This window comes from uncultured Roseibium sp., from assembly GCF_947496995.1.
Classification (GTDB): Bacteria; Pseudomonadota; Alphaproteobacteria; order Rhizobiales; family Stappiaceae; genus Roseibium.
The window spans coordinates 1,658,267-1,683,825 of the sequence record NZ_CANMFD010000001.1; the positions used below are offsets into that span (position 1 = coordinate 1,658,267).

The 25,559-nt window shown below is 59.3% G+C and carries 23 protein-coding genes; 20 read left to right on the plus strand and 3 right to left on the minus strand.

Annotation, left to right across the window (positions count from 1 at the left end):
• Positions 1–33: 33 nt before the first annotated feature.
• The 18 genes from Q1B40_RS07400 (at position 34) to Q1B40_RS07485 (ending at position 19,108) form a co-directional block, all read left to right on the plus strand.
• Complete coding sequence (locus Q1B40_RS07400) at positions 34–1,572, plus strand: glycosyl hydrolase (RefSeq protein WP_299811950.1); 1,539 nt, start codon at positions 34–36, stop codon at positions 1,570–1,572.
• Positions 1,569–2,318 (plus strand): HAD-IIB family hydrolase, encoded by a 750-nt coding sequence (locus Q1B40_RS07405; protein ID WP_299811952.1) that lies wholly within the window; start codon positions 1,569–1,571, stop codon positions 2,316–2,318. The genes Q1B40_RS07400 and Q1B40_RS07405 overlap by 4 nt, the downstream gene beginning before the upstream one ends.
• A gap of 66 nt (positions 2,319–2,384) precedes the next feature.
• Entirely contained in the window at positions 2,385–3,680 is a 1,296-nt protein-coding gene (locus Q1B40_RS07410; RefSeq protein WP_299811954.1) for a glycosyltransferase, read from the plus strand.
• Between the two features lie 210 nt (positions 3,681–3,890).
• Complete coding sequence (locus tag Q1B40_RS07415; RefSeq protein ID WP_299811956.1) at positions 3,891–4,052, plus strand: type II toxin-antitoxin system RelE/ParE family toxin; 162 nt, start codon at positions 3,891–3,893, stop codon at positions 4,050–4,052.
• 279 nt (positions 4,053–4,331) lie between these two features.
• Entirely contained in the window at positions 4,332–5,168 is an 837-nt protein-coding gene (locus Q1B40_RS07420; protein WP_299811958.1) for a nucleotidyltransferase domain-containing protein, read from the plus strand.
• Positions 5,169–5,364: 196 nt separating this feature from the next.
• On the plus strand, positions 5,365–5,925 hold the full coding sequence (locus Q1B40_RS07425; RefSeq protein ID WP_299811960.1) for a GrpB family protein: 561 nt from the start codon (positions 5,365–5,367) through the stop codon (positions 5,923–5,925).
• A 378-nt stretch (positions 5,926–6,303) separates the two neighbouring features.
• Positions 6,304–6,555: a PepSY domain-containing protein gene (locus Q1B40_RS07430; RefSeq protein ID WP_208987424.1), complete on the plus strand. Its 252-nt coding sequence runs from the start codon at positions 6,304–6,306 to the stop codon at positions 6,553–6,555.
• Positions 6,556–6,634: 79 nt separating this feature from the next.
• Positions 6,635–7,303 carry a response regulator transcription factor gene (locus tag Q1B40_RS07435; RefSeq protein WP_299812575.1) on the plus strand — a complete coding sequence of 223 codons (669 nt, stop codon included), beginning with the start codon at positions 6,635–6,637 and terminating at the stop codon, positions 7,301–7,303.
• Positions 7,293–8,717, plus strand: coding sequence for an ATP-binding protein (locus Q1B40_RS07440; RefSeq protein ID WP_299811967.1), 1,425 nt, complete (start codon positions 7,293–7,295; stop codon positions 8,715–8,717). Before Q1B40_RS07435 ends, Q1B40_RS07440 begins: the two co-directional genes overlap by 11 nt.
• Before the next feature lie 297 nt (positions 8,718–9,014).
• The gene (locus Q1B40_RS07445; protein ID WP_299811969.1) at positions 9,015–9,395 is read left to right on the plus strand and encodes an RT0821/Lpp0805 family surface protein; all 381 of its coding nucleotides are present in this window, start codon (positions 9,015–9,017) and stop codon (positions 9,393–9,395) included.
• Between the two features lie 222 nt (positions 9,396–9,617).
• Positions 9,618–11,006 (plus strand): hypothetical protein, encoded by a 1,389-nt coding sequence (locus tag Q1B40_RS07450; RefSeq protein WP_299811971.1) that lies wholly within the window; start codon positions 9,618–9,620, stop codon positions 11,004–11,006.
• A 111-nt stretch (positions 11,007–11,117) separates the two neighbouring features.
• On the plus strand, positions 11,118–12,269 hold the full coding sequence (gene ccmI / locus Q1B40_RS07455) for a c-type cytochrome biogenesis protein CcmI (RefSeq protein WP_299811973.1): 1,152 nt from the start codon (positions 11,118–11,120) through the stop codon (positions 12,267–12,269).
• A gap of 61 nt (positions 12,270–12,330) precedes the next feature.
• The gene (gene ccmE, locus Q1B40_RS07460) at positions 12,331–12,780 is read left to right on the plus strand and encodes a cytochrome c maturation protein CcmE (protein ID WP_299811975.1); all 450 of its coding nucleotides are present in this window, start codon (positions 12,331–12,333) and stop codon (positions 12,778–12,780) included.
• Positions 12,781–12,839: 59 nt separating this feature from the next.
• Positions 12,840–14,828, plus strand: a complete 1,989-nt coding sequence (locus tag Q1B40_RS07465) for a heme lyase CcmF/NrfE family subunit (RefSeq protein WP_299811976.1) — start codon at positions 12,840–12,842, stop codon at positions 14,826–14,828.
• Positions 14,829–14,835: 7 nt separating this feature from the next.
• On the plus strand, positions 14,836–15,321 hold the full coding sequence (locus tag Q1B40_RS07470) for a cytochrome c-type biogenesis protein (RefSeq protein WP_299811978.1): 486 nt from the start codon (positions 14,836–14,838) through the stop codon (positions 15,319–15,321).
• Between the two features lie 131 nt (positions 15,322–15,452).
• Positions 15,453–16,997 (plus strand): caspase family protein, encoded by a 1,545-nt coding sequence (locus tag Q1B40_RS07475; protein WP_299811981.1) that lies wholly within the window; start codon positions 15,453–15,455, stop codon positions 16,995–16,997.
• A gap of 82 nt (positions 16,998–17,079) precedes the next feature.
• A complete protein-coding gene (locus Q1B40_RS07480) occupies positions 17,080–17,709 on the plus strand; it encodes a hypothetical protein (protein WP_299811983.1) in 630 nt (209 codons plus the stop codon).
• Between the two features lie 157 nt (positions 17,710–17,866).
• Positions 17,867–19,108, plus strand: coding sequence for a bifunctional alpha/beta hydrolase/OsmC family protein (locus Q1B40_RS07485; protein WP_299811984.1), 1,242 nt, complete (start codon positions 17,867–17,869; stop codon positions 19,106–19,108).
• A 57-nt stretch (positions 19,109–19,165) separates the two neighbouring features.
• Here Q1B40_RS07485 and Q1B40_RS07490 read toward each other — a convergent pair whose 3' ends face one another.
• Together Q1B40_RS07490 and Q1B40_RS07495 are read right to left on the minus strand one after the other, a co-directional pair.
• Complete coding sequence (locus Q1B40_RS07490) at positions 19,166–20,245, minus strand: DUF2336 domain-containing protein (RefSeq protein WP_299811986.1); 1,080 nt, start codon at positions 20,243–20,245, stop codon at positions 19,166–19,168.
• Positions 20,246–20,735: 490 nt separating this feature from the next.
• On the minus strand, positions 20,736–21,734 hold the full coding sequence (locus tag Q1B40_RS07495) for a DUF2336 domain-containing protein (RefSeq protein ID WP_299811988.1): 999 nt from the start codon (positions 21,732–21,734) through the stop codon (positions 20,736–20,738).
• 180 nt (positions 21,735–21,914) lie between these two features.
• Between Q1B40_RS07495 and Q1B40_RS07500 the strand changes: the two genes are divergently transcribed.
• Positions 21,915–22,589: a glutathione S-transferase gene (locus Q1B40_RS07500; protein ID WP_299811990.1), complete on the plus strand. Its 675-nt coding sequence runs from the start codon at positions 21,915–21,917 to the stop codon at positions 22,587–22,589.
• On the opposite strand, the gene Q1B40_RS07505 is transcribed toward Q1B40_RS07500, so the two are convergent.
• Positions 22,579–23,601 (minus strand): DUF2336 domain-containing protein, encoded by a 1,023-nt coding sequence (locus tag Q1B40_RS07505; RefSeq protein WP_299811992.1) that lies wholly within the window; start codon positions 23,599–23,601, stop codon positions 22,579–22,581. The genes Q1B40_RS07500 and Q1B40_RS07505 overlap by 11 nt on opposite strands.
• 276 nt (positions 23,602–23,877) lie before the next feature.
• Here Q1B40_RS07505 and Q1B40_RS07510 point away from each other — a divergent pair, with 276 nt between their 5' ends.
• Positions 23,878–25,404 (plus strand): Do family serine endopeptidase, encoded by a 1,527-nt coding sequence (locus Q1B40_RS07510; RefSeq protein ID WP_299811994.1) that lies wholly within the window; start codon positions 23,878–23,880, stop codon positions 25,402–25,404.
• Positions 25,405–25,559: the final 155 nt, after the last annotated feature.

Sequence of the window (25,559 nt, forward strand, 5' to 3'; positions counted from 1 at the left end):
GAACGAACGGATACAACTGGGCAGGGTTGGAGCATGTACGCATCCCACGGATTTCTGAGGTCTGACATCGGCGACGTCGATGTCGTTTATCATGATGGCCTCTTTCATCTCTTTCATCTGGTTCTGCCCAATCACGATTTCATCGCCCATGCGGTCAGTCCCGACGGCATGACCTGGCGCCGGGTCAAGAACGCGCTTTTTGTCGGTGAGCCCGGTGCCTGGGACGACGACATGCTGTGGACCATGCATGTGACCGCCGATCCCGATCGTCCGGGGGAATGGCGCATGTTCTATACGGGTCTCGCGCGCTCCGAATTCGGGCGTGTCCAGCGCGTCGGTCTTGCGCGCTCGAAGGATCTTTACCATTGGGAGCGCTGCAACGGCGGAGCCTATCCCCTTGAAATTCCCGCACCGCATTACGAAAGCTCGATCGATGAGGGCCGCCACTGGGTCAGCTTTCGCGATCCGTTCTTCTATCATGACAGCGAGACCGGAGAGCGGCTGTTGCTGAATTCGGCGCGGGTGAAGGACGGGCCGGTTATCCGCCGCGGCTGCGTGGGTCTTGCCCGCGAGACAACGGCGGACAAGTTCAGCTTCGAGGCCCCCTTGCACCGTCCGGGCCTTTACGATGACGTCGAGGTGCCGAATCTTTTCAAGCTCGACGACCGCTATTACCTCCTCGGGTCGATCCGCGAGGACACCAAGATCCACTACTGGTATGCCAATTCCATAGAGGGGCCTTACGAGAATTTCTTCGACAACGTGATCCTGCCGTCGGGCAATTATGCCGGCCGGATCTGCCGGGCCGATGGCGACCTGCTGCTCTTCAACTTCTTTTCCAAGACGGAAAATGTCCACGGACGCGAAACGGTCAAGAAGCTGCTGCCCCCGCCGAAGCGGCTGGTGAGCGACAAGGCGGGCCGGCTCAAGGTCAAATCCTATTCGGGCTTCGACGCTCTGGTGACCCACCGCGAAAGCGTGACGGCGTCCTATCAGTGCAAGACGCTCTACGGAAACCCCCACGCCTCCGCGATAGACCGTGCGGACGGCCTGCATCTGTCGTGCAAGAGCGGCTATGAAGCTTTCCTTTTGCCCGGAAAACACGAGGATTTCCGTCTGCGGACGCAGTTGATGCTGGAAGGGTCGGGCAAGACCGGGCTGGTGCTGCGCATGAACGAGGAAGGCGACGGCTATTACCTGTCCCTCGACCTGATCAACGGCATGGCGCAGATGCGGGCCTGGGGGGCCAACCCGACGCCTGAATTCGAACACGCCTTCCGCTTCGATCCGCTTCAGGACGCAAGTTTCCGCGGCGGCGGTCATGGCCCATGGCAGATCGAGGTCGTCGCCCACGGTCTCTACATCGAGTTTTCCATCGACGGCCATGTGGTGCTCAGCCTCGTTGACGACGCTTTCACCGAAGGAGGCGTCGGCTTCTACACCGAAAGCGCCGCCGTCTGCCTGAAGGATCTCGAAATAGGAACCTTGCGGCGTCCGGTCACCGAGGACACCGCCGCGCAGGTCTACACCACGACCTATGTCGCCCCCGAAGAGGAGGTGGAAGGACTGTGAACGGCAAAACCGGCAGTCCGCAGCCCTGGCTTCTGGTCAGCGATATCGACGATACGCTGACCGGAAACCGGGAAGACCTGAACCGGCTCTGGCAATCGCTCAAGCTGCGGCACGAAGGCTGCAAGCTGGCCCTGAACTCAAGCCGTCCGGCGGTCAGCGTCGACAGGACGCTGGCGGAGTATTTTCCGGCGGACTTTGCAGCCGACGCGATCATCACCGGTTTGGGAACCGAAATCCGGCTGGGCCGTTATCTGTTGGAGAGCTGGCAGAAGCAATTCCTCGACTGGCCGGACAAGGATGTTCGCAGGCTGGTCATGGAACTTGGATTTTCGCCGCATGCCGACATTTTCCAGACGGAAGGGAAAGCCAGCTTTGCCGTTCCGGGGAAGCTGGAGGTGGAACGGATACTGGAACGTCTGGAAAAGGAACGCATCCCGCTTAAATATATATACTCAGGTGCGAGCGATCTCGACATTCTCGCGCCCGGTGCCGGTAAGGACGCTGCCATGCGCCACCTTGCGGATCATCTCGCAATCCCGATGGAACACACGGTGGCGGCGGGGGACTCAGGCAACGACCTGGCCCTCTTCGAAGCAGCTGGCAGGGCGATCGCCGTCGGCAATGCGCGTGAGGAACTCCTCGCCGCGATGCCGCGCGAGAAAACCTACCGTGCGAGCGCGAATCATGCTGCCGGGGTCCTCGAGGGGCTGATAGAATTGGGAATGCTGCAGCAAGCAGCAACCTGAACGACACGAGCCAAACTGAAAGCCTGGGAAGACGGAGAACTAAACACGTAAAAAAGGTTGGACCACATGAACAAGCACAACATCGGATCACTCCTGATGATTTCGCTGCACGGCTATGTCGCCGGGACACCCGAACTGGGAAAACCGGACACGGGCGGCCAGGTGGTTTTCGTGCTGGAGCTTGCCAAGCGGTTTGCCCGGCTCGGCTACCGGGTCGATGTCATGACGCGTCAGTTCGAGGGCCAGCCGGCCGAGGATATCGTCAATGACAACCTGCGCGTTGTGCGCGTGCCATTCGGTGGCGAGGATTTCATCCGCAAGGAGGACATGCACGACTGGTACGGCGACTTTGTCACCAACGCGCTTGCCATGATCCGTCACCGCAACATTCACTACGACGTCATCAACAGCCACTACTGGGACGCGGGCGTCGCCGGTCAGAAGATCGCCGAGGAACTGCAGATCCCCCACATCCACACGCCGCACTCTCTTGGCTGGTGGAAACGGCACGACATGGTCGGGGCCGGTGAAGAGGAGATGGCGGGTTACCGCTTCGACGAACGGATCCAGAAGGAATTCGTGCTCTACCGCAACTGCGATCACGTCATTGCGACGACCGAGCAGCAGACCGATCTGATCATCGAGCAATACCAGCTTCCCAGAGAACACATCACCATGATCCCGCCGGGTATCGACGAGGGCAGGTTCACGCCGTCGACGCCGGACAGGGTGGCCGCGGCGCGGCTGAAGCACGATATCCGCGAGACGGATATCTACGTCGTCGGCCGGGCGGCGGAAAACAAGGGCTACGACCTCATCATCGAAAGCCTGCCGCACCTTCTCAAACTGCAGCCCGATGCGCGCCTGGTGCTGGCGGCGGGGGCAAATTCCGACAGCGATATCGCGCTCCTCAACCAGTGGAAGCAGGTTGCCTCCGACATGGGCGTTTCGGACGCCATAAGCTGGCGCGGCTACGTGGAAGATGACGACCTGGCCGATTTCTACCGCGCGCCGGGCATCTTCGCCTTGCCCTCCCGCTACGAGCCCTTCGGCATGACGGCGGTGGAGGCGATGGCCTGCGGCACGCCGACGGTCGTCACCGTCCATGGCGGTCTACACGAGCAGATCGAGTTCGGCCGCCACGCCCTGGTCGCCGACCCCAAGCGGCCGGAAGAGTTCGCCGCCATGCTCAACATGCCGATGCAATATCCCTGGCTGCGCGACACACTGGCCGTGGAAGGCGCCCGCTTCGCCCGCCGCTCCTTCGGCTGGACCGGCATTGCCCGCCGCACCCTGCAGGTCTTCGAACACTTCAAGGGCCGCTACGACGATCTGCAGACGGAGGAACTGGTGGCGCTGTAGGACTCATGGCCTTCAGTTGCGGGAACGACTGTCCGGTCAAGCGAGAACTGGCGCGCAGCAGCGTCTTCGCCTCTCTCTCACTCTCGGTTGTCGTCCCCGCGAAGGCGGGGACCCAGTAACCTGCCGCCTTAGTTTTGTATTCCATCCCCGACAACACGGAGTTCTGGATCCCGGTCTTGCCGCTGCGCGGCAAACCGGGATGACAAGTAATTGCGCACCCCTGAAAATCCTCCCCGGCGAGACGCGTTGGGCGAGGGAGTGCGTTCAGCCAGACACGGCCGCTACCTGATTTTCTTTCTCCATTCAGGCGACGAGGTCAGAATTATCCGAGTGCTGCACGGAGCGCGTGATTTGCCGGGCGTATTGGGGTGAGGCTTCAGCACCCTTAACGCGCGTCCAATTTGGACGTTCACCGCTTTTCAATTTCATTCTGAAAGCTGTCGTTCGCTGCAACACGAACGAAGGTCTGAGCAGGGCGGGAAGCGGGCTTTTGTTGCGCTCTACACTAACGGCAGCTCCGCGGACAAAGTGAGCTTTCGCTGCGGCTGCGCGAATGTCGGCTATTCCTCTGGTTCTCTTGAATTCTGATAGTGACAGAAATGCAGGGCGCAGATCTGATTGACCGGGTTTTAATTTTCGGATGGTTTCCACTTGGATACAATCGACACAACAGATGCGAAAAGAAAGATCAACATGCGCGGTTCTGGCACCTACGGCGTCGATTATCAGGGCTTCATTGCAACGGGTGTGATGGCCTCAAATATTCCCGTACCATTTCTCAAGGTTGTCGAAGACGCGACAAAAACGTTGGGCTCGGTGATCGGAGAAGACCTTCACGGATTGCATCTTTACGGCAGTGTCGTGACCGGACTTGCCCAAGTGCCGACATCGGATCTGGATGTTCTGGTCGTCCTCCATCGCAAGCCGACTGAGACTTTGACATCCCAAATCAAGACTGCAGAAGCAGCCCTGTCACATAAGTACTCGAAAGTCGTAAGGGAAGTTGGGGTCGGGGTCACATTTCTTGAGGAAATTCATAGTGATATTCACGGAATTGGATGCTTCATCAAGCACCTCTGCGTATGTGTTCTGGGGGAGAGGATGCAGGACTCTTTACCCAAGTTCAAACCTACCCGACAGGTCGCGAAAGCCTTCAACGGTGACTTCAAAAAAGTCCGCGAGAACTATCTTTTGCTTCTGGAGACGTCACCGACTGACGCAATTTGCAGTCTTGGTGACCGGATATCTCGAAAGTTCATCAGAACAGGATTTTCACTTGTCACCGCACGCGAACAGAGTTGGACAACCGATCCAGAAATCGCCTGCGATGCCTTCGCCAAATACTATCCGGAAAAAGCTGAAGATATGCGGCGTGTTTTGCAGCTTCCGAACCGACCTGAGTTGAGCAAGGGCGAACTTACGGAGTTATTGATCGGGTTTGGCGGCTGGCTCGCCCAAGAAGTCGAGCGTGAATTCTCGAAAGACTGATCCAGATTTTGACGGACTCGACTGTTCTGTTTGTCCATAGCTGACGTTAGCTTGGAATGCAGCATCCGAAGGACGGGCTCGTTTCAGTCATTCGCTACCCGGTGCAGCGATGTCCGCTTGGGGCCGAAACCTCCAGATGCTGCGCAGCCTATAAAGGTCTGCTATGAAGAACCATAGCAATGAGATAAGGCAGACAATGTCGATCAAAATTCTTCCTGCCAATCCGAATTGGCCGGCCCAATTTTCAATTATCAAAGCATTGATTGAGAGAGCCTTACCTGAAGGCGGTTTAATCCATCATATTGGTTCGACCGCAGTACCGAATCTTGTCGCCAAAAATGTCATTGATATCCAGATCAGCTTGGCGTCTCTGAAAGACCTCGAAACGGAAGCAATGGTTGCAGCGGGATGTAGCCTCGGTCGGCCAATCTGTGACCATTGTCCACCGGGCATGTCTTTGCCGCAGGATGAATTGGCTAAACAGTTCTTTCGCTGTAACGAACCATTTGTGGCGAACATACATGTCCGCGAGAAAGGTCGCTTCAACCAGCGCTATCCACTCCTTTGCCGAGACTACCTTCGCGCACATCCACTGGCAGCAAAGGCATACGGCGCGATTAAGCAACAACTTGCGCTTCACTTTCCGACAGACGAAGACGCCTATTACGACATTAAAGATCCAGTCTTTGATCTTCTGATGGTCGGAGCCGAGGACTGGGCGCTTTCAACAGCTTGGCTTCAACCGCCGTCGGACTAGAGGACGATGAACTGTGCTTTGCAGGATGCGGACTTTCATTTGAATTGTTGGAACGGCAGTAAAGTCCGCTCTGCCGACTTTACCGAGTGCCTTGGCTTAGCGGTTGTCGCGAATGTCTCCTGCGACAGGTTGCACCGCAGCTACATGGGGGCGGACGAACGGCAGCAAAGGGCCGAAAGCGTCCCTGGAATTTTTTCGGTTTGATTTCCGCTTGGCAGCTTGCTCATCCGCAAGTCGCCTTCATATCCGGTCTGATGCATCTTCCAAAAGCCCCAACGACCCTCCGCCCCATTCCCCAAACAACCGGTTCAGCTTGCGTTCATGTGAAATTGATTACACCTTGCCCAACACTTCGTGAGCAGAACCGGAATCGAACCCGTGAAACACATATTTGTCATTCTTGTCCTCCTTTTCGCCGCGGTGGGACCGGCGCAGGCGGCCTGTCTGTCGGACGCCGCGGCCCGCAAGGTCGTTGCCAGCGGCCAGGCGGCTTCGCTGGGGTCCGTCAAGGGCCGGGTTCAGGGGGAAATCCTGAAGGCCCAGCTGTGTGAGCAGGGCGGGGGCTATGTCTATGTTCTTTCGGTCAAGAACGGCGGCAAGGTGACGACGGTCACAGTCAGCGCCCGCTAGATGGACGATCAAGGTGCCGGCCCCGCGCATGCGTGGGGGCCGCCGGGTCATTTCACTGAACTTCGAAAAGTCGGAACTCATGCGCATTCTTGTTGTTGAAGACGATACCGATCTGAACCGCCAGATCGTCACCGCTCTGGAAGAAGCCGGCTATGTGGTCGACAGTGCGACCGATGGGGAGGACGGGCATTATCTGGGCGACACCGAACCCTATGACGCGGTTGTGCTGGATCTCGGCCTCCCGACGCTGGACGGGTTGTCGGTTCTGGAAACCTGGCGCCGCGACGGCAGGACGATGCCGGTGCTGATCCTCACCGCCCGGGACCGCTGGTCGGACAAGGTCGCAGGGATCGATGCCGGTGCGGACGATTACGTCGCCAAGCCCTTTCACATGGAGGAAGTGCTGGCGAGGGTCCGCGCGCTTGTCCGCCGGGCGGCCGGTCATGCCTCCAACGAGCTGACCTGCGGTTCCGTGCGTCTCGACCTGCGCGCAGGCAAGGTCACCGTGGACGGCTCGGCGATCAAGCTGACCTCCCATGAATACCGGCTGCTGTCCTATCTGCTGCATCATCAGGGCAAGGTGATCTCACGAACGGAACTCACCGAACATCTGTACGATCAGGATTTCGACCGCGATTCCAACACGGTCGAGGTTTTTGTCGGCCGTTTGCGCAAGAAGATCGGCTCGGATCTGATCGAAACCATCCGGGGTCTCGGGTACCGTCTGGGAGCAGACGGTGACAAGTGAGGCTTCAACCGCGGGGGAGCCTCAAACGGTCCGCAAGCCGCAGCGCTCGCTTGCCGCGCGTCTTGTGTTCGTTGCCGCTGTCTGGTCCACCGTCGCGCTTGCCCTGGCTGGTGTCTTTCTGGTGAGCCTCTACCAGCGGGCAAGCGAGCGCGCCTTCGACAGTCAGCTTGAAATTCACATCAACGCGCTGATTTCCGGAATGCTGGAGACGGATGCCGCAGATGACGGGGCGAGCGCCACGCTGTCGGTGGCGGACTACAGCGGCGATCCCCGCTTTTCCCTGCCGCTGTCCGGCTGGTACTGGACAGTTCGCCGGGCAGGCAACGCGGAAATTATCGGAGCCTCCAAATCGCTGGTGGGCGATCCTCTCAACGTGCCGGCCATCGGTGATAAGGAGAGCAGTGCCGGGTTCGTTGCCGGACCGGGCGGAGACGAAATCCGCGTCCTGCAACAGAACATCTCGGTCGGGGAGACGCCTTACATCATTGCCGTTGCAGCCGCGACGGCGGACTTCTGGGCCGATATCTACGAATTCGGCCGTATGGTCGCGCTGACCTTGTGCATTGTCGGCCTCGGCCTGATCCTGGCGATCTTCCTGCAGGTCCGCATCGGGTTGAAACCGCTTGCCCGCCTGGGCGCTTCGCTTTCGGCCGTCCGTCAGGGCGAAGCCGAGCGCATCGATGAGGCCCTGCCTCGGGAAATTGCGCCGCTGGCGGTGGAACTGAACGCGCTCATCGGCTCCAACAAGGAGATCGTCGAGCGGGCGCGCACCCATGTCGGCAATCTGGCGCACGGACTGAAGACGCCGCTGTCGGTGATTTCCAACGAAGCCCGCACCGCCGGAGGGCCACTGGCGGACAAGGTTTCCGAACAGGCGCAGATCATGTCCACCCAGATACAGCATCATCTGGAGCGCGCACGCATGGCGGCGCAGCGCCGGGTGATCGGCGTCTCGTGCGAAACGGAGCCCGTGCTGTCCCGGCTGATTCGCGCCATGAACAAGATCTACCAGGACAACGGCATTGCCGTCGGCTTTGAGCAGAGCGGCGAGATCCGCTTTCGCGGCGAAAGCCAGGACCTGGAGGAAATGGGCGGCAATCTCATCGACAATGCCTGCAAGTGGGCTGCCGCCCGGGTTTCGGTGACGGTTGCCTCCCTGATCGACCCGGCGACCAATCGGGACATGTTCACGATTACCGTGGAAGACGACGGTCCCGGACTGACGCTCGAAGAGCGGGCAGAGGCGGTCAAACGCGGCAGAAGGCTTGACGAAACCGTGCCAGGCACCGGGCTGGGCCTGTCGATCGTGGCCGATCTTGCCGCGCTTTACGGCGGTACGCTCGAGCTGGACGGATCGGCGCTGGGCGGCCTGAAAGCCAGACTGACCTTGCCGGCGCTTGTCGACAGACGATAGGGACCGGACGAAAAGAAATGTGATGAAAATTGACGCAGATAGTGGCGTCAAAGACTGTATGAAGGCCAAGTTCGGCCACAAATTGAAAATAACAAAGGTTCATCTGCGGGTTCTGACCGGCTTCCATGATCATCCCGTGCCCTGGTGGCGCGATCGGGGACGCCGGATCGAGACATCGGTCCGCTGTCCCGGTGCCGGGAGAGCCTGCCTTGAAACTGATTGCTCCGGGAGCTTTCGAGCATGTTTTTGCGCGGTGCCACATGTGTTGCTCTTGCCATCCTTCTGGCAGGATGCTCCATGACGTCCAATTCAAGCGACACCGCCGGATTGGGGTCGTTCTTTGGCGATCCGAAATCCGGTGTGGCCGGGTCCGAGGCGAATACAGCCATTTCCGTACTGGTGAACAACGAACTCGGCGAAGCGCTCGAGCCTTCCGACCGCCGTGCGGCGGAAGATGCGCAGGACCGGGCCCTGCGGGCGCGGGGCCTGGGCGTTTCGGTTGCCTGGCAGAACGAGCGCACCGGCCGCAGCGGCCAGGTGCGTCCCGGTCCGGTCTATTTCGTCAACGAGACGAGCTGTCGGGAATTCACCCACGAGATGGTTCTGCAGGGACGTGTTCTGCAGGCCAGAGGCACGGCCTGCGAAACCGATCGCGGTGCATGGCAGGTGATCGGTTGAACAGGGGCTGCGGGCAGGCTCGCAGCGGGCCTTCCGGTCAACCGTGTGTTTCCAAAACCTGAAATTATTCTCAACACTTAGTTAAACCTTATGGCGCTAATATCGTCCGGATTCGGATCGCGATTGACGCTGTGAATGACAAATTCTGACCAGCTTGAACATAAAATCAAATCCTATCTGAGCAGTCTCAGGCCGCAGGCGGTCGAGGCTTTGGTCCGGAATATGGAACGGGCCCAATTTCAGAAGAATCCCGATCCCAACCTTCAGGTCATTCTTACCGCGGCTCTTGGTCTCCTGCGCACTCCGGGTGCGCTGACGCCGGAAATCGACGGCGGCATCCAGAGACGAAACCAGATCCAGCGCATGTTCTTCTCGCCGCTGGAGGACTTTCTGATCAACGAAACCCTACCGATCCGGCAGGAAGCCCGCATCAACCGGAACATGCTCAACCGTGTCTGGAAATGGCTCGGACGCGATCTCATGCCGGACGATTTCCAGACCGTTCTGGAACAGGCAGGCAACACGAAGGTCAGCGGCGAGCGGGTTGCCGCACTCGTTCAGGCCCTGCGCACCCGGTCCGTGGACGCCGTCGGCGAAGCGCTGCACCGCTGCGAGGTTTCCGATACGCAGCGGCGCCGGATGGGCATCGAACTCGGCGGAGAACGCGGCATTGCCGAACTCAGGGACATACAGAAGATTTTTTCCGCCGAGCGCTGGCTCGTGCCGTTTCTGCAGAACATTCCCGAACGCATCAACGAACAAAGGCTGAAGCGCGACACGGATGTCCTGCGGCTGGTGGACAAATGCTCGTACCGGTTTCCCGACCATGTCTCCGTCATCGCCGCCGCTCTGGTTGATCGCGCCGACGCGCCGGCGGCCCTGTGCAGTTTTGCCGGTCGCCTTGCCGGTGACGACGATCCCAAGGCAATCGAGAAGTCTCAGTTCGCGCCGTTTGTCGATGTCGTGATGAGCGAGGCCGAACGGCTTCAGATCCTGGCGCTCGAGCATTGCAAGAACAATCCGGATCCGGTCGCCTTTTCGCAGGCGCTGCTGGAATATCATTCGCTGGTGCGCGGTGTCGAACGGGACATGGATCTGTCCGTCTCCGGCAAGTGGCACAAGCGTCTGGCGGAAACCAAGCGCAGCCTGTCCAACGTTGTGACGACGGAGCTGAACAACGCCCATGGGGCTGTCCGAAAGGCGCTCCAGGTGCCGAAATTCGACCAGGCCGGCAAACTGCAGATCGACCAGGAAGCCATCGACGACGCGGTGCGGACACTGCGCGTGGTGAACATGGTCCGCAACGCCTCCGAGACCTTTGCCGTCAACGAGGTCGGCAAGCGGACCCGGCAGGCTGTCGAGCAGACGCTGGAAATCGTCACCCGGTCGCAAATCTCCGATCTCGGCAAGGCCCGGGGCCGGCAATTGCAGGCCCACCTGGCCGCCGCCGATGTGGCGATCATGCTGTCGGAGATCTATTTCGGCTCAGAATATGCCAACCAGCTCCGCCGCAGCCGCCAGGCTGCCGTCGCCAAGGCGCGGAAATTGACAGCGTCAGTCCAGGGCAATCCGGAGCGCAAGCTGGTGGCCCACGCATTGGGCAGCAGATAGCTTCCGGCCGTTTTTCCTTCTTTTCGCCGTATCTGACGGCCTGAGCCGCGACCGCCGGTCACAGTGGTGCCATCTTGCTTTTGCCGGGATTGGGCGGTCTATAGTGCACCCATGGTATTTTGGATCCTTATCGCTGTCATGACGGCCGTCGCCGCCCTGTCCGTGCTTGTGCCTTTGTCGAGAGCCCGGCGTTCGGCGGACACCCCGTCCGGGAACGCGGACGAGGCCGTTTATCGCGATCAGCTCAGCGCCATCGAGGCGGAGTTGAAACGTGGTTTGATCGAGCCGGAAGCGGCCGGCGCGGCGCGCACGGAAATTGCCCGGCGGCTGCTCAACGCGCATGACGCCCACGGGCAGGAAACCGGCAGAGGCTCCCGGGGACCAGGACTGAAATTTGCCCAGGGAGTGGCACTGGTCGGGCTGCCGGCCGTGGCGGTCGGCATTTATCTTCTCTTCGGAGCCCCGGATCTGCCCGACGCCCCGCTCTCCGCCAGGCTCGAAGCGCCGGCGGAAGAGCAATCGGTGGATGTTCTCATTGCCCGGGTCGAGCGACATCTGTCGGAAAATCCGGAAGACGGACAGGGATGGGTGGTGATTGCACCGGTCTATCTGTCGATCGGCCGGCCGCAGGAGTCCGCCCGGGCCTATGCCCAGGCAATTCGCCTTCTCGGGCCGAGACAGGACTGGCTCACCGATATGGGCGAGGCGATGGTCATCGCCAACCAGGGGCTTGTCCCGGCAGAAGCGCGGCAGGCTTTTGAGCAGGCTGCTGCGATGGATGCAACTGCCGTCAAGCCACGCTTTTTCCTGGCGCTTGCCCTGGGGCAGGAAGGTAAAAAAGCAGAGGCGATCGAAGCCTGGCGCAATCTTTTGGCAGGCGCCGAGGGCACGGAAGCCTGGGTAGGCGCCGCGCGCAATGAACTGGCGGAGCTTTCAGGGTCTGACGGGCCATCGGATCCCGGCAGTCAAACGCCTGCGCCACGCGGACCGTCACAGGAGGATGTTGCTGCATCGCAGGACATGAGCCCGGTGGACAGACAGGCAATGATCCGCGGGATGGTCGCAGGCCTCGCCGAACGGCTCGCCAATGAGGGTGGGTCCGCATCGGAATGGAAGCAGCTGATACAGGCCTACGTCGTCCTGGGCGACAGACAGAGCGCGGAAAAGGCGCTTGAGGAAGCACAAGCCGCTTATGCCGACAAGCCAGAGGATTTGTCCTCAATCAAGGACGTGGCAAGGCAACTTGGTTTAACAGGATCTTGAGAAAAGAAGAGACTTCCGCGCCTCAAGGGGCAGCAGGCAGCGGAAAGCGGGCGGAAAAGAAATGACACGCAAACAAAGAAGGTTGACCCTTATCGGCACGGCGGGTGTGGTTCTCGCCACGGCGTTCGGTCTGATCCTGTTTGCTCTCTATGACGAACTCGTTTTCTTTCAGAGCCCGACCGATATCGCCCTCACGCCTTTACCGCCCGGACAGCGAATCCGGTTGGGCGGTCTGGTCGAGGACGGCTCGGTCGTGCGCTCCGACAATGCGGAAGTTAGTTTTCGTGTCACCGACATGGAGAACACGGTAGCGGTGACCTATAAAGGAATATTGCCGGACCTCTTCCGCGAAGGGCAGGGTGTGGTGACCGAAGGGTTTGTCAATCCGGCCGGGGTCTTCGTCGCCGACAGCGTGCTTGCGAAGCACGATGAAAACTACATACCCAAGGAAGTGGCCGAAGCGCTGAAGAAACAGGGCCATTGGCAGGGCGAAAACGCTGCGGCCAACTGACATTACAGGTTTGTGACCTTGTGGGTCCATGATCTGCTGAACGGAATCTGGGAGGGTCAATGATCGTCGAATTCGGACATTACGCGCTGGTGCTGGCGTTTGCCCTGTCGCTTGTGCAATCCGTTGTCCCCCTGTGGGGCGCGTTAGCCGGAGATGACCGGCTCATGGCCGTCGCCCCGCCGGTTTCCGTGACGACGTTTGTCATGGTGCTGCTGTCCTTCGCCGTGTTGACCAACGCCTATCTGACTGCGGATTTCTCGGTTCTCAACGTTCTGGAAAACTCCCATTCCGCCAAGCCGCTGATCTACAAGTTCACCGGCGTCTGGGGCAATCATGAAGGCTCGATGCTGCTGTGGGTGCTGATCCTGGTGTTCTTCGGCGCACTTGTCGGGTTTTTCGGAGGCAATCTCCCGAAGGATCTGCGCGCTGCGACGCTGGCGGTCCAGGGCTGGATTTCCGCCGGGTTCATTCTTTTCCTGCTGGCAACATCCAATCCGTTCACACGCGTTGTCAATCCGCCGCTGGAAGGCGCTGATCTCAATCCCATCCTTCAGGACATCGGTCTGGCGATCCATCCGCCGCTTCTTTATGTTGGCTATGTCGGCTTCTCGATCACGTTCTCCTTCGCCGTCGCCGCTCTGATCCTTGGGCGCACGGATGCCGCCTGGGCGCGGTGGGTTCGCCCCTGGACGTTGCTCGCCTGGAGCTTTCTGACCCTGGGCATCGCAATGGGCTCCTACTGGGCCTATTACGAACTTGGCTGGGGGGGCTGGTGGTTCTGGGATCCGGTTGAAAACGCAAGCCTGATGCCCTGGCTGGCCGGGACGGCCCTTCTGCATTCCGCCATCGTCATGGAGCGGCGGGAAGCGCTGAAGATCTGGACCATCCTTCTGGCGATCTTCACATTCTCGCTGTCGCTGCTGGGAACTTTCCTGGTCCGCTCCGGTGTCCTGACTTCCGTGCATGCATTCGCTACCGATCCGACGCGCGGTGTCTTTATTCTGGCTCTGCTGTGTTTCTTCATCGGCGGGTCCCTGGCGCTCTACGCCTGGCGGGCGCCGGCGCTCAAACAGGGCGGGCTCTTCGCGCCGATCAGCAGGGAAGGGGCGCTGGTGCTGAACAACCTGTTCCTCACCTCCGCCTGCGCCGCCGTTTTTGTCGGCACGCTCTATCCCCTGTTTCTGGACGCGGTGACCGGAGAGAAGATCTCCGTTGGCGCGCCGTTCTTCAATCTGACCTTCGGACCGTTGATGGTGCCGCTGCTGATCGCAGTTCCCTTCGGCCCCGTGCTTTCCTGGAAACGCGGCGACCTGCTGGCGGCGTCCCAACGGCTCTACGCGGCCTTCGGCCTCGCCATCTTGATGACGATCTTCACATTCTGGCTCTGGGGCATGGAAAAGGTTCTCGCTCCACTGGGCGTCGGCCTTGCTGTCTGGGTCATGGCAGGTGCGGTCTCTGAAATTCTCACCCGGGTGAAAATCCTCGAGATCGGCCCCTCCCGTGCCTTCTCGCGCCTGGTCGGCCTGCCGGGATCGGCCTGGGGAACCACCATGGCCCATTTCGGCGTCGGCCTGACCGTTCTGGGTATCGTGACCGCCTCGGCGTTTCAGGAAGAGCGGATCGCGACCATGCGGCCGGGAGACGTCGTGGAGCTGTCCGGCTATCAACTGACATTCGATGGCGCAGCGCCCCGGCGCGGCCCGAATTTCACCGAGGAAGTCGGTCATTTCACGATCCGCCAGGGCGGCATCTTCGTCGCCGAACTCGATCCCTCGAAGCGCGTCTATACGGCTCGCCAGATGCCGACAACCGAGGCGGCCATCCACACCACCGGGTTCTCGCAGCTCTATCTGTCCCTCGGAGAAAGCCGGGGCGACGGCGCTGTCGATGTCCGGGTCTATTTCAAGCCGCTGATAACTCTGATCTGGATCGGCTGCGTGATCATGGCCCTGGGGGGCGCTATATCGATTGCCGACAGGCGGCTTCGCGTCGGTGCACCGAAACCGGCCAGAAAACGCAAATCGGCTGCGCCGGCGCCGGCGGAGTAGACATGCGATGATCCGATCCCTTCTCACCAGCTTTCTCCTGTGCCTCTGCCTGCTGGCATCGCCGGCCATGGCTGTCGCCCCGGACGAGGTTCTGGCCGATCCGGCGCTGGAAGCGCGGGCACGGGTGCTGTCCGCCGAGCTGCGCTGCATGGTGTGTCAGAACCAGTCCATCGACGACAGCGACGCGCCTCTGGCCAAGGATCTGCGGGTCCTGGTCCGCGAGCGCCTTGTCGCGGGCGACAGCGATGCCCAGGTGATCGACTATCTCGTCTCCCGCTACGGCGAGTTCGTGTTGCTCAAACCCAGGTTCGCCTGGCACACGTTTGCCCTCTGGGCGGCAGGACCTCTGGCGCTGGTAGCGGGTCTTCTTGCGATTTTCCTTGCCCTGCGCAAACGCCGGACACAGGCAGCTCAGGCTGCCGACACTCCCGTCGCAGGACTTTCCGAGGAGGAAGAACGCAGGCTGAAGGCGTTGCTGGACGACAACGGCTAAGGCATTGTCCGGTCGAGTGATTTAATATGATCGGAAGGGGCTCAAGCTCGAGACTTTCACAAATTGCATTGCTGCTGTAACCTTGACACTATTCAGTATCCAAGTCTTTTCAAAATCATTGGTATTTCATGATGTCAGGATTACTTTCTCGGACTGGATCCTACAGCTGGCCATCGCGATTTTTTGTCGCCGGAGCTTTTGTTTTTCTGACGCTCGTCAGTGCGTATTCTGTCAGGGCATTCGCTGAAACAACCGAATTTCCGGAAAAGCGGCTGGCGCTGGTCGTGGGTATTGGCGACTACCTGAATGTTCCCGATCTCGACAACACGCTTCGGGACGGCGCGCTGATCTCCAACACACTCAGATCGCTACAATTCGACGTGGTCGAGAAATACGACCTGGGACTGATTGAATTCCGCGCCCTGCTTGAAGACTTTGCGTTCGAGGCGGAAACCGCGGATGTGGCGCTGGTCTATTTTGCCGGTCACGGCGTTGAAGTCGGGGGACAGAATTTTCTCATTCCCGCCGACTCCGCCGCGGCGTCCAGAAAGGAAGTGGCTCAGTCCTCCATTTCCCTCAACGAGATCCTGGGAGCTGTCGACAAGGCCAGGCAGTTGCGGATCGTGGTTCTGGATTCCTGCCGCAACGATCCGTTTGAACATCACGAGAGTGTGGAAATCATCGCCCTCGACGAACCCGCCCCTTTGAGCGGCCTTGCCCCGCCATCGCCGGAACGCGGAACCTTGGTCGCCTATGCTGCGAAGGCCGGAGCGACGGCGCTGGATGGTGACGGCAGCAACAGCCCCTTCGCTCGCGCGCTCTCCGACACGTTGCAGATTAGAGACCTGGAGATCGGACTGGCTTTCCGGCAAATTCGCGACACCGTCCTTCAGACGACCGGCAACATGCAGGAACCGCACACATATGGGTCCTTGTCCGGCGAACCCTATTTCCTCGCCGGCCAGAAGCAGATGATCAACGCCCTGGAGGCTGCCGAGAGAAAGAATGCCTGGGCCACGCTTGAAGTCGACCAGGAAAATCAGCTCACGGCGCTGGCGGACAAGGGAGACATACGTGCCTTGAAGGGGCTGGCCTACATGCGGCTGGACCCGAACGAAAAACGCTATGACCCGGAGCGCGCGGCAGAGCTCTTGCGGCAGGCTTCCGATGCCGGGGATCCCGAAGCGATGTTCGAACTCGCACGGCTCTACGAGAGGGGCATTGGCGTCGATCAGGATATTGACGAAGCTTTGAACCTGTACCGGCAGTCGGCAGCTGAAAACTTTGCCGATGCGATCAACGATCTCGGCTTCCTGCATTTTCAGGGAGGGCTGGGTGTTCCCCGCGATCCGGTCAAGGCGATCGAGTTCTTTCAGCGTGCCGCCGACCTGCGTCACCCTGAAGCCATGTTTAATTATGCGGCTTTGATAGATGACGGTGATGTCGAGGACCGGTCTCTGGAGGATGCTGCGAATTATCTTTATCAGGCGCTCAGGACCGGCAACGAACAGGTTCTGAGCCTCCTTTCGGAAAGCCCCGACATGTTCAAGCAGGGAACCCGGCGGGCGTTGCAGGCAAGATTGACTGACCGGGCATTTTATGAAGGCGCGATTGACGGACAATTCGGTCCGCAAACCAGGCGCGGATTGCGCCGGGCATACGGTCTTTCGCAATAATACTCTTCCGGACGTTCCTTTGCAGATTGGGGAACCTCGGCAATGTTCTTTTATAAATCTGATAAGTTCTGGGGAAATTCAAATGCATGTTTCCATTTCTGCAAAAGCCATTCTCGTTCTTGCCGGTGTTGCAATCTCCGGCGTTTTCACAACCTCGAGCCAGGCTGCCTGGACGGGGTCTTCCGATGACACGTCGCTGGACCTGTCTGTCGAAGGGTTCCGCTCCGACGAGATCCTCGGGCAAGTCGGACAGCCGGTGTCAAATGACGGTCTTCTGCAATTGGCATTTGCCGATGACGTCACCCAGGCGGTCGTCAAACAGATCCAGAGAGGCGCGAGCGAATGCAGCCGGCTGGAGGTCGTCTACAGGCTGGACTGTTTGCAGCGCGTCTTTTCGCAGGCGAGCGGCGCCACAGGCAGGAAGCCGGACTACTCCACCGTGAATTCGGAATTGCGAAAGCTTTCCAGAACGCTGAAAGGGATCGTCGGCAAGAACCAGGACCGGAAAGCCCCGAAAGCCAAGCTGGGCAACAAATCCTACCGGGCAGTTTCCAAAGCGGCACTCCGCGAGGTGAACAAACTTGCATCCAAGGCGATCGAGGAAACCGCCACAAAGCTGCTTCGTTCCGCAGGGAACTCGCAAAAGCGTAAAGTGCATTATACGCGCATCGCCAATGCGGTGAATTCGACCAAGAAGATCCTGAGATCCTGAGCAGCGGCTACGGGACAATATCGACCGCCGGGCTGTCATTTTGTGCCGGCGGTCAATCCTTTCACGAAGTTGTCTGTGGGAGTGACTTGCATACCCGGCTCGCGCGGTTACTTCTGAAGCGTTCTTCAAATGCTGTATCTCGCGAGGAGGCCCACGAATGGCAAACCGTCCGCTGAAACTGGAATTCGACGGCGCTCATGGCGCACGGCTCGCAGCCCGGCTGGATCTTCCCCCCGGAAAAGTCAGAGCCTTTGCGCTGTTTGCGCATTGTTTTACCTGTTCCAAGGACATCGTTGCCGCCCGTCATATCGCCGCCGCACTCAGCGCGGAAGGCATTGCGGTTCTGCGCTTCGATTTTACCGGCCTGGGCGGCAGCGGTGGCGATTTCTCCTCCACAGGCTTTTCCTCCAATGTGGAGGATCTGAAGCTGGCCGCGGATTTTCTCCGCAAGACCTATGAAGCACCACAGCTCCTGATCGGGCATTCGCTCGGCGGCGCCGCGATGCTTGCCGTGGCGGGCGACATTCCCGAAGCGCGGGCAGTGGTGACGATCGGTGCGCCCTCCGATGCCGATCACGTTCTTCACAATTTCAATGGCTCCATCGAGGAAATACGCGAAAAGGGGGCAGGGGAGGTGACCCTTGCTGGCCGCCGTTTCACGATCCGCAGCGAGTTTCTCGACGATCTGCAGGCGCAGTCGGTCAGGGAAAAGACCGCGGAATTGCACAAGGCCCTCCTGGTCATGCATGCGCCGCTCGACGAGACGGTCGGCATAGACAACGCCACCAATATCTTCGTGGCGGCGCGCCACCCCAAGAGCTTTGTCTCGCTGGATACGGCAGACCATCTGCTGTCGGCAGAAGAGGACGCCAGCTATGCCGCCAGGGTGATTGCTGCCTGGGCGGGCAGATATCTGGACATGGGCGCACGCGAGACCGCCAGCGAGGTGAAGGACGGGGTCGAGGTCCAGGAAACCGGCCTGGGGAAATACCAGGTGATGGTGACGAGCGGAGCGCACAGGTTGCTTGCCGACGAACCCGTGGAAGTCGGCGGTCTGGACAGCGGGCCGTCGCCTTACGGTTATCTGTCGGCCGCGCTTGGAGCCTGCACGGTCATGACACTGCGCATGTATGCCGACAGGAAAGGTATCGATGTCGAAAGGATCGGCACGCGTATCCTGCATGGCAAGGTTCACGCAGCGGACTGCGAGGAATGCTCTGACGACCTGAAAGCGCACGGCGGGAGGATCGACAGGTTCGAACGGCTGATCTCCCTTGAGGGAGATCTCGATGAGACCACACGGCAACGCATGCTGGAAATCGCCGACAAGTGCCCGGTTCACAGGACACTGGAGGCCGGAGCGGCGGTGGTGACGCGGGAGGTTCCGTCAAAGACCTGAGGATTGGCGCGGCGATTTCCGCAATAGTCTCGTGCATTCACTTGAGCGCAGGAAACTTCAGGCGAGTTCTCTTTGCAGCGTACCGAGCCGTATTTTCGTGAATGACAGCAGGCGGCGGGCGTCCTTGTCGGAGAGCGCCTCGTAATCGTTTGCCCATTTCTCGACGGTCGATTGCGGCTGTTTACTGTGGTTCGCGCGCGCACGGCACAAAGCCGAGTACTCACCATCTTCAACGCCAAGCGCCCGGCAGAGAACCGCAACGCCCGTAGCATCGTAGCGAAGCATGACGTTGGTCACGTATTTCTGTTCCATGCCCGACATCTCGGCAAGCAGGAAACTGATGTCGAACAGGTTGTTGGACAGCGAAAGCTGCGTGATGGCCTTTCCCAGCGAGCGCTGGCCGGTGCGGACTTCCTTCAAGGTGACCTTAGCACAGATGCGCGTCGCCTTGCGTTCCAGTTTGGTGCTGGTGACGATCTTGCTGGCCTCCCGGAAGAGGTCGTGAAGCAGTGCTTCATTTTCGTCACGCATTCGACGGATCCTGATCTGCTGCGGCTCCGGCATCAGGCTGATCAATTTGTCATAGTCGACTTCCGTGATGTCTGAACGTTCCATCATCGCGTCGCGGATCGTCTCGTCATTCTCCGCCAGCTTGATCAGCATGCGGGAACCCCAACCGGAGATTTCCGCACCCGCGTTCTCGGCGACCGACTGTTTGACGGGCTTTTCGCCGCGCTCCAGAAGGACGTCCGTCACCCGCGATTCCAGATGCTTGCGTTTCGAAATTGCAAGGAGATGACCTTGCCCCATCGTTTTCGCGAGGTAGAGGATATCGGTCATGTCGAGGGCATTGGAAGAGGTCAGCATGGGGCGGGCGATGTCGATATCCTCACGGCCCAACTCGCAGGCAACCTGCTGTGAGGTGCTGTCGATCGGAGCAAGCTTTTCCGAAATCGCCCGTTTCTGAGCCGGCTCCATCATCGGAAGCATGCTTTCCAGAACGGAATTGAAAATCGCGATCTCTTCCGTCTGGCAACTGTCCGCGCCTTTCACGAACAGGCGGGTAACATGCTCAACCAGTTGATGCCGCTTTTCCGGTGAACTTTCCTGGGCAACGTTGAGAAGTTTGGTGATCATATGGGGTCATCCGCTTTTCTTGCGTTACGACTACCGAAAAGACGTTTACAACAAGATAAAGCAAATAAGGAAATTTTCATATTTGCGAAAACTCTAGGTAATTATCGCGATAATTAACGATAATTGTGTCGATGATGAAGTAGCCATATCCACATATTGTTGGTTTGTTGATGGTGTATCGAAAACATCTACGTAGAAATCATTACCCGACCGCTCCGGAAGCCAAAATGTTCTCGCGAACAAGCCGCACGGAAGCACTTGTGTGCGATGACAGCTCACCGAGTTGCGCTGAGCCCAAGGAAGGTGAGGCAGAGGATGGGCTGCAGGAGGCTTCAACGCTGCTTGAAATGGCCGGGAGGCATGCAGTCCGCGTAAGTGGCGCCTGGGTGTGACGTCACGCGGCGAAAGACTAGGTGTGCTTTCCAATGAGGTTGTTCACCGGTCAGTCGCCTGAACCACAATCGCTGAACAACCTCATTGGAAAGCACACCTAAGCCGCCACTTCCTGTCTGACGGTTTTCAGCCTGATTTTCATGAGGGCGAGCAGCCGCCGCGCATCTGTCTCGTCCAGCATATGGTAATTGGTGAGCCACTTGCTGCCGGTGCTTTCCGGAAATTTCAGGTGCTTGCAACGCTCCTTGCAAATCGCCTGAAATTCCTTCGCGCCGATGCCCGTAGACCTGCAGACGGTGGCGATACCGGTCGAGTCGTAGCGGATCATGAGCTTGTGGACATATTTCATGTCCAGCGCAGAGAAGAAGGACAGAAGAGCGACTACGTCGAGGAGGTTGTGTTCAACGGCAAGCTGATACACCGCCTTGTTCAGGGTTGTCTTGCCGAGCTGGATACCCACCACCCAGGACTTCGGGCCGATTTTGGCTGGCCGCCTTGTCAGTTCGGCGCCTGCTGCGACTTCGCTGTCGTCCTTGAAAAGGTCATCCAGCACCTCCTCGTTGGATTTGCGCAGATGCCGGAGGCGGTCACCCAGTTGCCGGGGCATGTCCTTAACCAGGGCCTCGAACTCGGCCATGGTGATTTCGGCGCCCAGATTGGCAGCAAGGGTCTGCTTGACCTCCCTGTCGCCCCGTTTGAGCATGAATTGGGAAAGGTCCTTGCCGACATGATCGCGCTTTGCCATGGCCAGGAGATGTCCCTGGCTTTTGGTTTCGGCGATCTTCAGCAGATCCGCATCCGTCAGGGATTGTGAGCGTTCCAGGACGGCTTTGGCGACGGGTAGATCGTCCGCGGCAATCGTGGCTGCAAGACTGGAGGACGTCGCCAGTGTGTCGGCAAGTCGCTCCGACACTTCCTTGCGTGTCTCCGGGTCAAGGGAACCGTAAACACCTTCCAGCATGCCATTGAGAAGATTCGATTCTTCCGAGCCGACATCATCGGTTCTTGCCGCGAGCAAGCCTGTAACATGCTCAGCAAGCTGGTGCTTTTTCTTCGAAGAACTTTCTTTGGCAAGCTGGAGAAGTGTATCGATCATGGAGCCACCCTATTACCAGAAGTTTCGCAGAATTTCCTTTACAAGCCGTGAATAAGGTCAAAAAAACACTGGCAAAATTACTTAGTCTCTGCGAGCCGTTCCCGGCAAGACTTGTGCCCGCAAGCTGGCTGCACGACTGAAAATCTTGACGCAATTCCGGCTTTGCTTCATGGGACTGATATGCTTGAACGTCCGATCCTCTACTCCTTCCGCCGCTGCCCATATGCCATCCGGGCCAGGCTTGCGATCTCCGTGAGCGGGCAGACAGTCGAACTGCGTGAGATTGTTCTGCGGGAAAAAGCGCCTGAATTCCTGAAAACCTCTCCATCCGCCACTGTTCCGTGTCTCAAGGATGGAGAGAACGTAGTGGACGAGAGCCTGGACATCATGCTCTGGGCGCTGGAACGCAACGATCCTGAACGATGGCTCGTCCCGGAAGTCGGCGACACCACCGGAATGTTCAACCTGATCGAAGAATGCGACGGCCCTTTCAAGCACCATCTCGACCGCTACAAATACGACACCCGCCACCCGGACGCCGTCCGGGAGGAGGAGCGCTCCAGAGCTTCCGATTTCCTGTGGCGTCTCGATAACCGGCTGTCGGCAAGCCCCTGGTTGTCCGGGACAAGGCCTGCGCTCGCCGATTTTGCCGTTCTGCCTTTTGTGCGCCAGTTCGCCAACACGGACCGGACGTGGTTCGAGGGTGAGGGCTGGAGTGGACTGCTGCACTGGCTGGAAGCCTTCGAACGCTCCGAGCTGTACCATGCGGTCATGCACAAATGGCCCCGCTGGAGCAACGGCGATGCGCCGGTTCTGTTTCCCGAGGAAATACCGGCCGAGACTTCTACGAAGTGATGCGGGCGAGTTCCTTTGGCGGCGCGGCGGCTTTCTGGGCGTTCTCCAGTTGCATGACCATCAGGTTCAGAAGCCGGGTCGCGTCGCGTGCATCCAGGAGGCTGTAGTTGGATGCCCAGAGCGTGATGATCGACGCAGGCAGGCGCAGGTGACTTCCCCGGACACGGCACAATGTCGAGTAGGCCAGATCGCCGACACCGAGCGTCTTGCAGATCACGGCAAGGCCGGTGGCATCGAAACGGACCATAAGGTGGGACACGGTCTGTTCGGGCACACCGGAGACTTCCGCCATGAGAGAGGCGACGGCCATCAGGTTCTTGTCGAGGCAGAGTTGGGTCAGAACCTGATCCAGATGAACACCGCCTGTTTTGAGGATGGCAAGCCAGTCCGCGATCGGAATGCGGATATCGCGCTCGGCGAGCTCCGGGCCGACGGTCAGGTCGCTTTCCTCCCTGAGCAAATCCTGGATGAGTTGCTCGTTCGACTTGCGCAGATGGGAAATCTTGTTGCCCATCTTGCCGGGCAGTTCCGCAACGAGCCGGTCGAAGTCCTCCGGCGAGATGTCCGCCCCCAGATTGCAGAGAATGAACCTGCGAACTTCGGCGTCTCCCAGAGACAGAAGCAGCGTTGTGAGTTCGCGGCTGAGAACCCCTCTCTGCGAGATCGCCTTCAGGTGTTCCTGACCTTTTTCACGTGCGAGCTGCATCAGGTCTTCTTCGCTCAAGGCGGGAGACTTCTCGAGCATGGGGGCCGCGATAGAGGCCTCTTCGGACGCCAGCAGGCGTGCCAGATCGCGCGAGGTGGATGAACTGCCGGCGAGCTTTTCGCTGATCCTCCGCTTCGTCGAGTGTTCAAGATCCGACAGGGTATTTGCCAGAACGGCGTTGAGCGAGTCGACTTCACCTGCGTCCAGAGAATTCAGTCCCGTGGCGAGCTGATCGGCCACAAATGCGGCCAGATGATCGCGTTTTTCCTTTGGGCAACTCTCGACAAGGGTACTCAAGGGTGTCATCGGGAGGGGGACAACTCGATTCCAATGGCGTGGATATTGATGCTATTGTCATTAGGATAAGTACCTAAATATTAAAGAATGCCCGACATTTTCGAAGCGTTTTTGTCTTAAATGCGAGCAATTGCCATCGGCTCCGGGGCAACCTTACAAAAACGTAATGCTACCGACAGGCGCCTGTAAGGATGGCTTGCCTATCTTCCTCATCGAACCAGACGCGCGAATCCCCGCTCGCGGTCAAAGTGACCTTCAAGTCGAATGTCGGTAGAGGAAGAAAATATGAAAAATCGTGGCTCAGTCTCACTCTTGCGGTCCCGCCGCGCCAAGCTGATGGCAGGAGCGGTTGCACTTGGTGCCGCCGGCCTCTTGAGCGCGCAAACCATTGTTCCCAGCCAGCTCGCATTTGCGGACGCGGTTCGTGTGGATGCACAGGCGCCGACCGACTTTTCCCAGGTTGTCCGCACTGTCAGCCCGGCCGTTGTCTCCGTTCAGGTGAAGCAGGCCGTGGAGCCGCGGATGATGAACTTCGGCGGCAAGGACAATTCCCAGGAATTCTTCAAGGGGCTTCCGGAAGGACATCCTTTTGAGCGGTTTTTCCGTGAATTCGGCGGCCGCGGCGGCGAGGAAGGACAGAACCAGCGTCGTTCCCCGCGTCAGTACGGCATGTCGCAGGGCTCTGGGTTCTTCATTTCCGCAGACGGTTATGTCGTCACCAACCAGCATGTGATCGACAAGGGGACCGAGTTCACGGTCATCGACCAGGACGGCAAGGAATTTGACGCGACCCTGATCGGCGCCGACAAGCGTACGGATCTGGCTCTGCTGAAGGTCGAGGGCGACAAGGACTTCACCTATGTCGAATTCGCCAAGGAAGCACCGCAGGTCGGCGAATGGACAGTTGCCATCGGCAACCCCTTCGGCCTTGGCGGCTCCGTTACGGCCGGTATCGTCTCCGCCCGCGGCCGTGATATCGGCGCAGGTCCCTACGACGACTTCATCCAGATCGATGCGCCCGTCAACCGGGGCAACTCCGGCGGTCCGGCCTTCAACATGCACGGCGAAGTCATCGGTGTGAACGCGGCGATCTTCTCGCCCTCCGGCGGCAATGTCGGCATCGCGTTCGCGATCCCTGCCTCGACCGCGCAAGATGTCATCATGGAGCTGAAGGATGACGGGACCGTCGTTCGCGGTTGGCTGGGCGTTCAGATCCAGAACGTCACCGATGATATCGCCGAAAGCCTCGGCCTTGATGAGGCTCGCGGCGCGATTGTCGCGGAAGCACAGGAAGACAGCCCGGCCGAGAAGGCTGGATTGCGCTCGGGCGACACCATCCTGGCCGTCAACGGCGCCAGCGTGAAAGGTCCGCGTGAGCTTTCCAAGATCATCGCCACCTACGATCCGGACACACGCATCGACGTGACGATCTGGCGCGACGGCGAAGAGCAGGACGTTTCGGTCACGCTGGGCCGCCTGCAGGAGAAGGAACAGGTCGCAGCGGCAACGCAGACTGAAAAGACCAAAACCAGCCTGGACGAACTCGGCCTTGTGCTGATGACCCGGGAAGAGGCCGGTCTTGAAGGGAAGGGCGTTTTCATCGCCGAAATCGACCCTGACAGCGCTGCTGCCGAGAAGGGTCTCAATCCCGGCGATGCCATTCTGGAAGTTGCCGGCGTGAAGGTCGAAAGCCCCGCAGATGTCCTCAAGGCTCTTGAAAAGGCTGAAAAGGACGGCCGCAAGGCGGTTCTGTTCCGGGTTGAAGCCAACGAAACGACACGGTTCGTGGCCCTTCCCATGAACCTCGCCTGATCGGGAACCGGCTCCCTCGGGAGCCGGTACCTGACGGCAGGGCCGGTCCGCCCTCTGCCCCGAAACCCGACGGACCGGTCCTTGCCTTGGGTTCAACGTAAAGAACCCGGCATGGCCGCCCCGGCCATTGTTATTCCGACACAACTCAAGGTAAA

What these genes read in the sequence shown, in the direction of transcription:
- Q1B40_RS07425 (WP_299811960.1), top strand. Translation starts at nt 5,365, where the DNA reads ATGTCGATCAAAATTCTTCCTGCCAATCCGAATTGGCCGGCCCAATTT.
- Q1B40_RS07445 (WP_299811969.1), top strand. Translation starts at nt 9,015, where the DNA reads ATGACGTCCAATTCAAGCGACACCGCCGGATTGGGGTCGTTCTTTGGC.
- Q1B40_RS07510 (WP_299811994.1), top strand. Translation starts at nt 23,878, where the DNA reads ATGAAAAATCGTGGCTCAGTCTCACTCTTGCGGTCCCGCCGCGCCAAG.
- Q1B40_RS07435 (WP_299812575.1), top strand. Translation starts at nt 6,635, where the DNA reads ATGCGCATTCTTGTTGTTGAAGACGATACCGATCTGAACCGCCAGATC.
- Q1B40_RS07480 (WP_299811983.1), top strand. Translation starts at nt 17,080, where the DNA reads ATGCATGTTTCCATTTCTGCAAAAGCCATTCTCGTTCTTGCCGGTGTT.
- Q1B40_RS07490 (WP_299811986.1), bottom strand. Translation starts at nt 20,245, where the DNA reads ATGATCACCAAACTTCTCAACGTTGCCCAGGAAAGTTCACCGGAAAAG.
- Q1B40_RS07500 (WP_299811990.1), top strand. Translation starts at nt 21,915, where the DNA reads ATGCTTGAACGTCCGATCCTCTACTCCTTCCGCCGCTGCCCATATGCC.
- Q1B40_RS07450 (WP_299811971.1), top strand. Translation starts at nt 9,618, where the DNA reads ATGGAACGGGCCCAATTTCAGAAGAATCCCGATCCCAACCTTCAGGTC.
- Q1B40_RS07410 (WP_299811954.1), top strand. Translation starts at nt 2,385, where the DNA reads ATGAACAAGCACAACATCGGATCACTCCTGATGATTTCGCTGCACGGC.
- Q1B40_RS07495 (WP_299811988.1), bottom strand. Translation starts at nt 21,734, where the DNA reads ATGATCGATACACTTCTCCAGCTTGCCAAAGAAAGTTCTTCGAAGAAA.
- Q1B40_RS07465 (WP_299811976.1), top strand. Translation starts at nt 12,840, where the DNA reads ATGATCGTCGAATTCGGACATTACGCGCTGGTGCTGGCGTTTGCCCTG.
- ccmE (WP_299811975.1), top strand. Translation starts at nt 12,331, where the DNA reads ATGACACGCAAACAAAGAAGGTTGACCCTTATCGGCACGGCGGGTGTG.
- Q1B40_RS07470 (WP_299811978.1), top strand. Translation starts at nt 14,836, where the DNA reads ATGATCCGATCCCTTCTCACCAGCTTTCTCCTGTGCCTCTGCCTGCTG.
- Q1B40_RS07400 (WP_299811950.1), top strand. Translation starts at nt 34, where the DNA reads ATGTACGCATCCCACGGATTTCTGAGGTCTGACATCGGCGACGTCGAT.
- Q1B40_RS07505 (WP_299811992.1), bottom strand. Translation starts at nt 23,601, where the DNA reads ATGACACCCTTGAGTACCCTTGTCGAGAGTTGCCCAAAGGAAAAACGC.
- Q1B40_RS07485 (WP_299811984.1), top strand. Translation starts at nt 17,867, where the DNA reads ATGGCAAACCGTCCGCTGAAACTGGAATTCGACGGCGCTCATGGCGCA.
- ccmI (WP_299811973.1), top strand. Translation starts at nt 11,118, where the DNA reads ATGGTATTTTGGATCCTTATCGCTGTCATGACGGCCGTCGCCGCCCTG.
- Q1B40_RS07475 (WP_299811981.1), top strand. Translation starts at nt 15,453, where the DNA reads ATGTCAGGATTACTTTCTCGGACTGGATCCTACAGCTGGCCATCGCGA.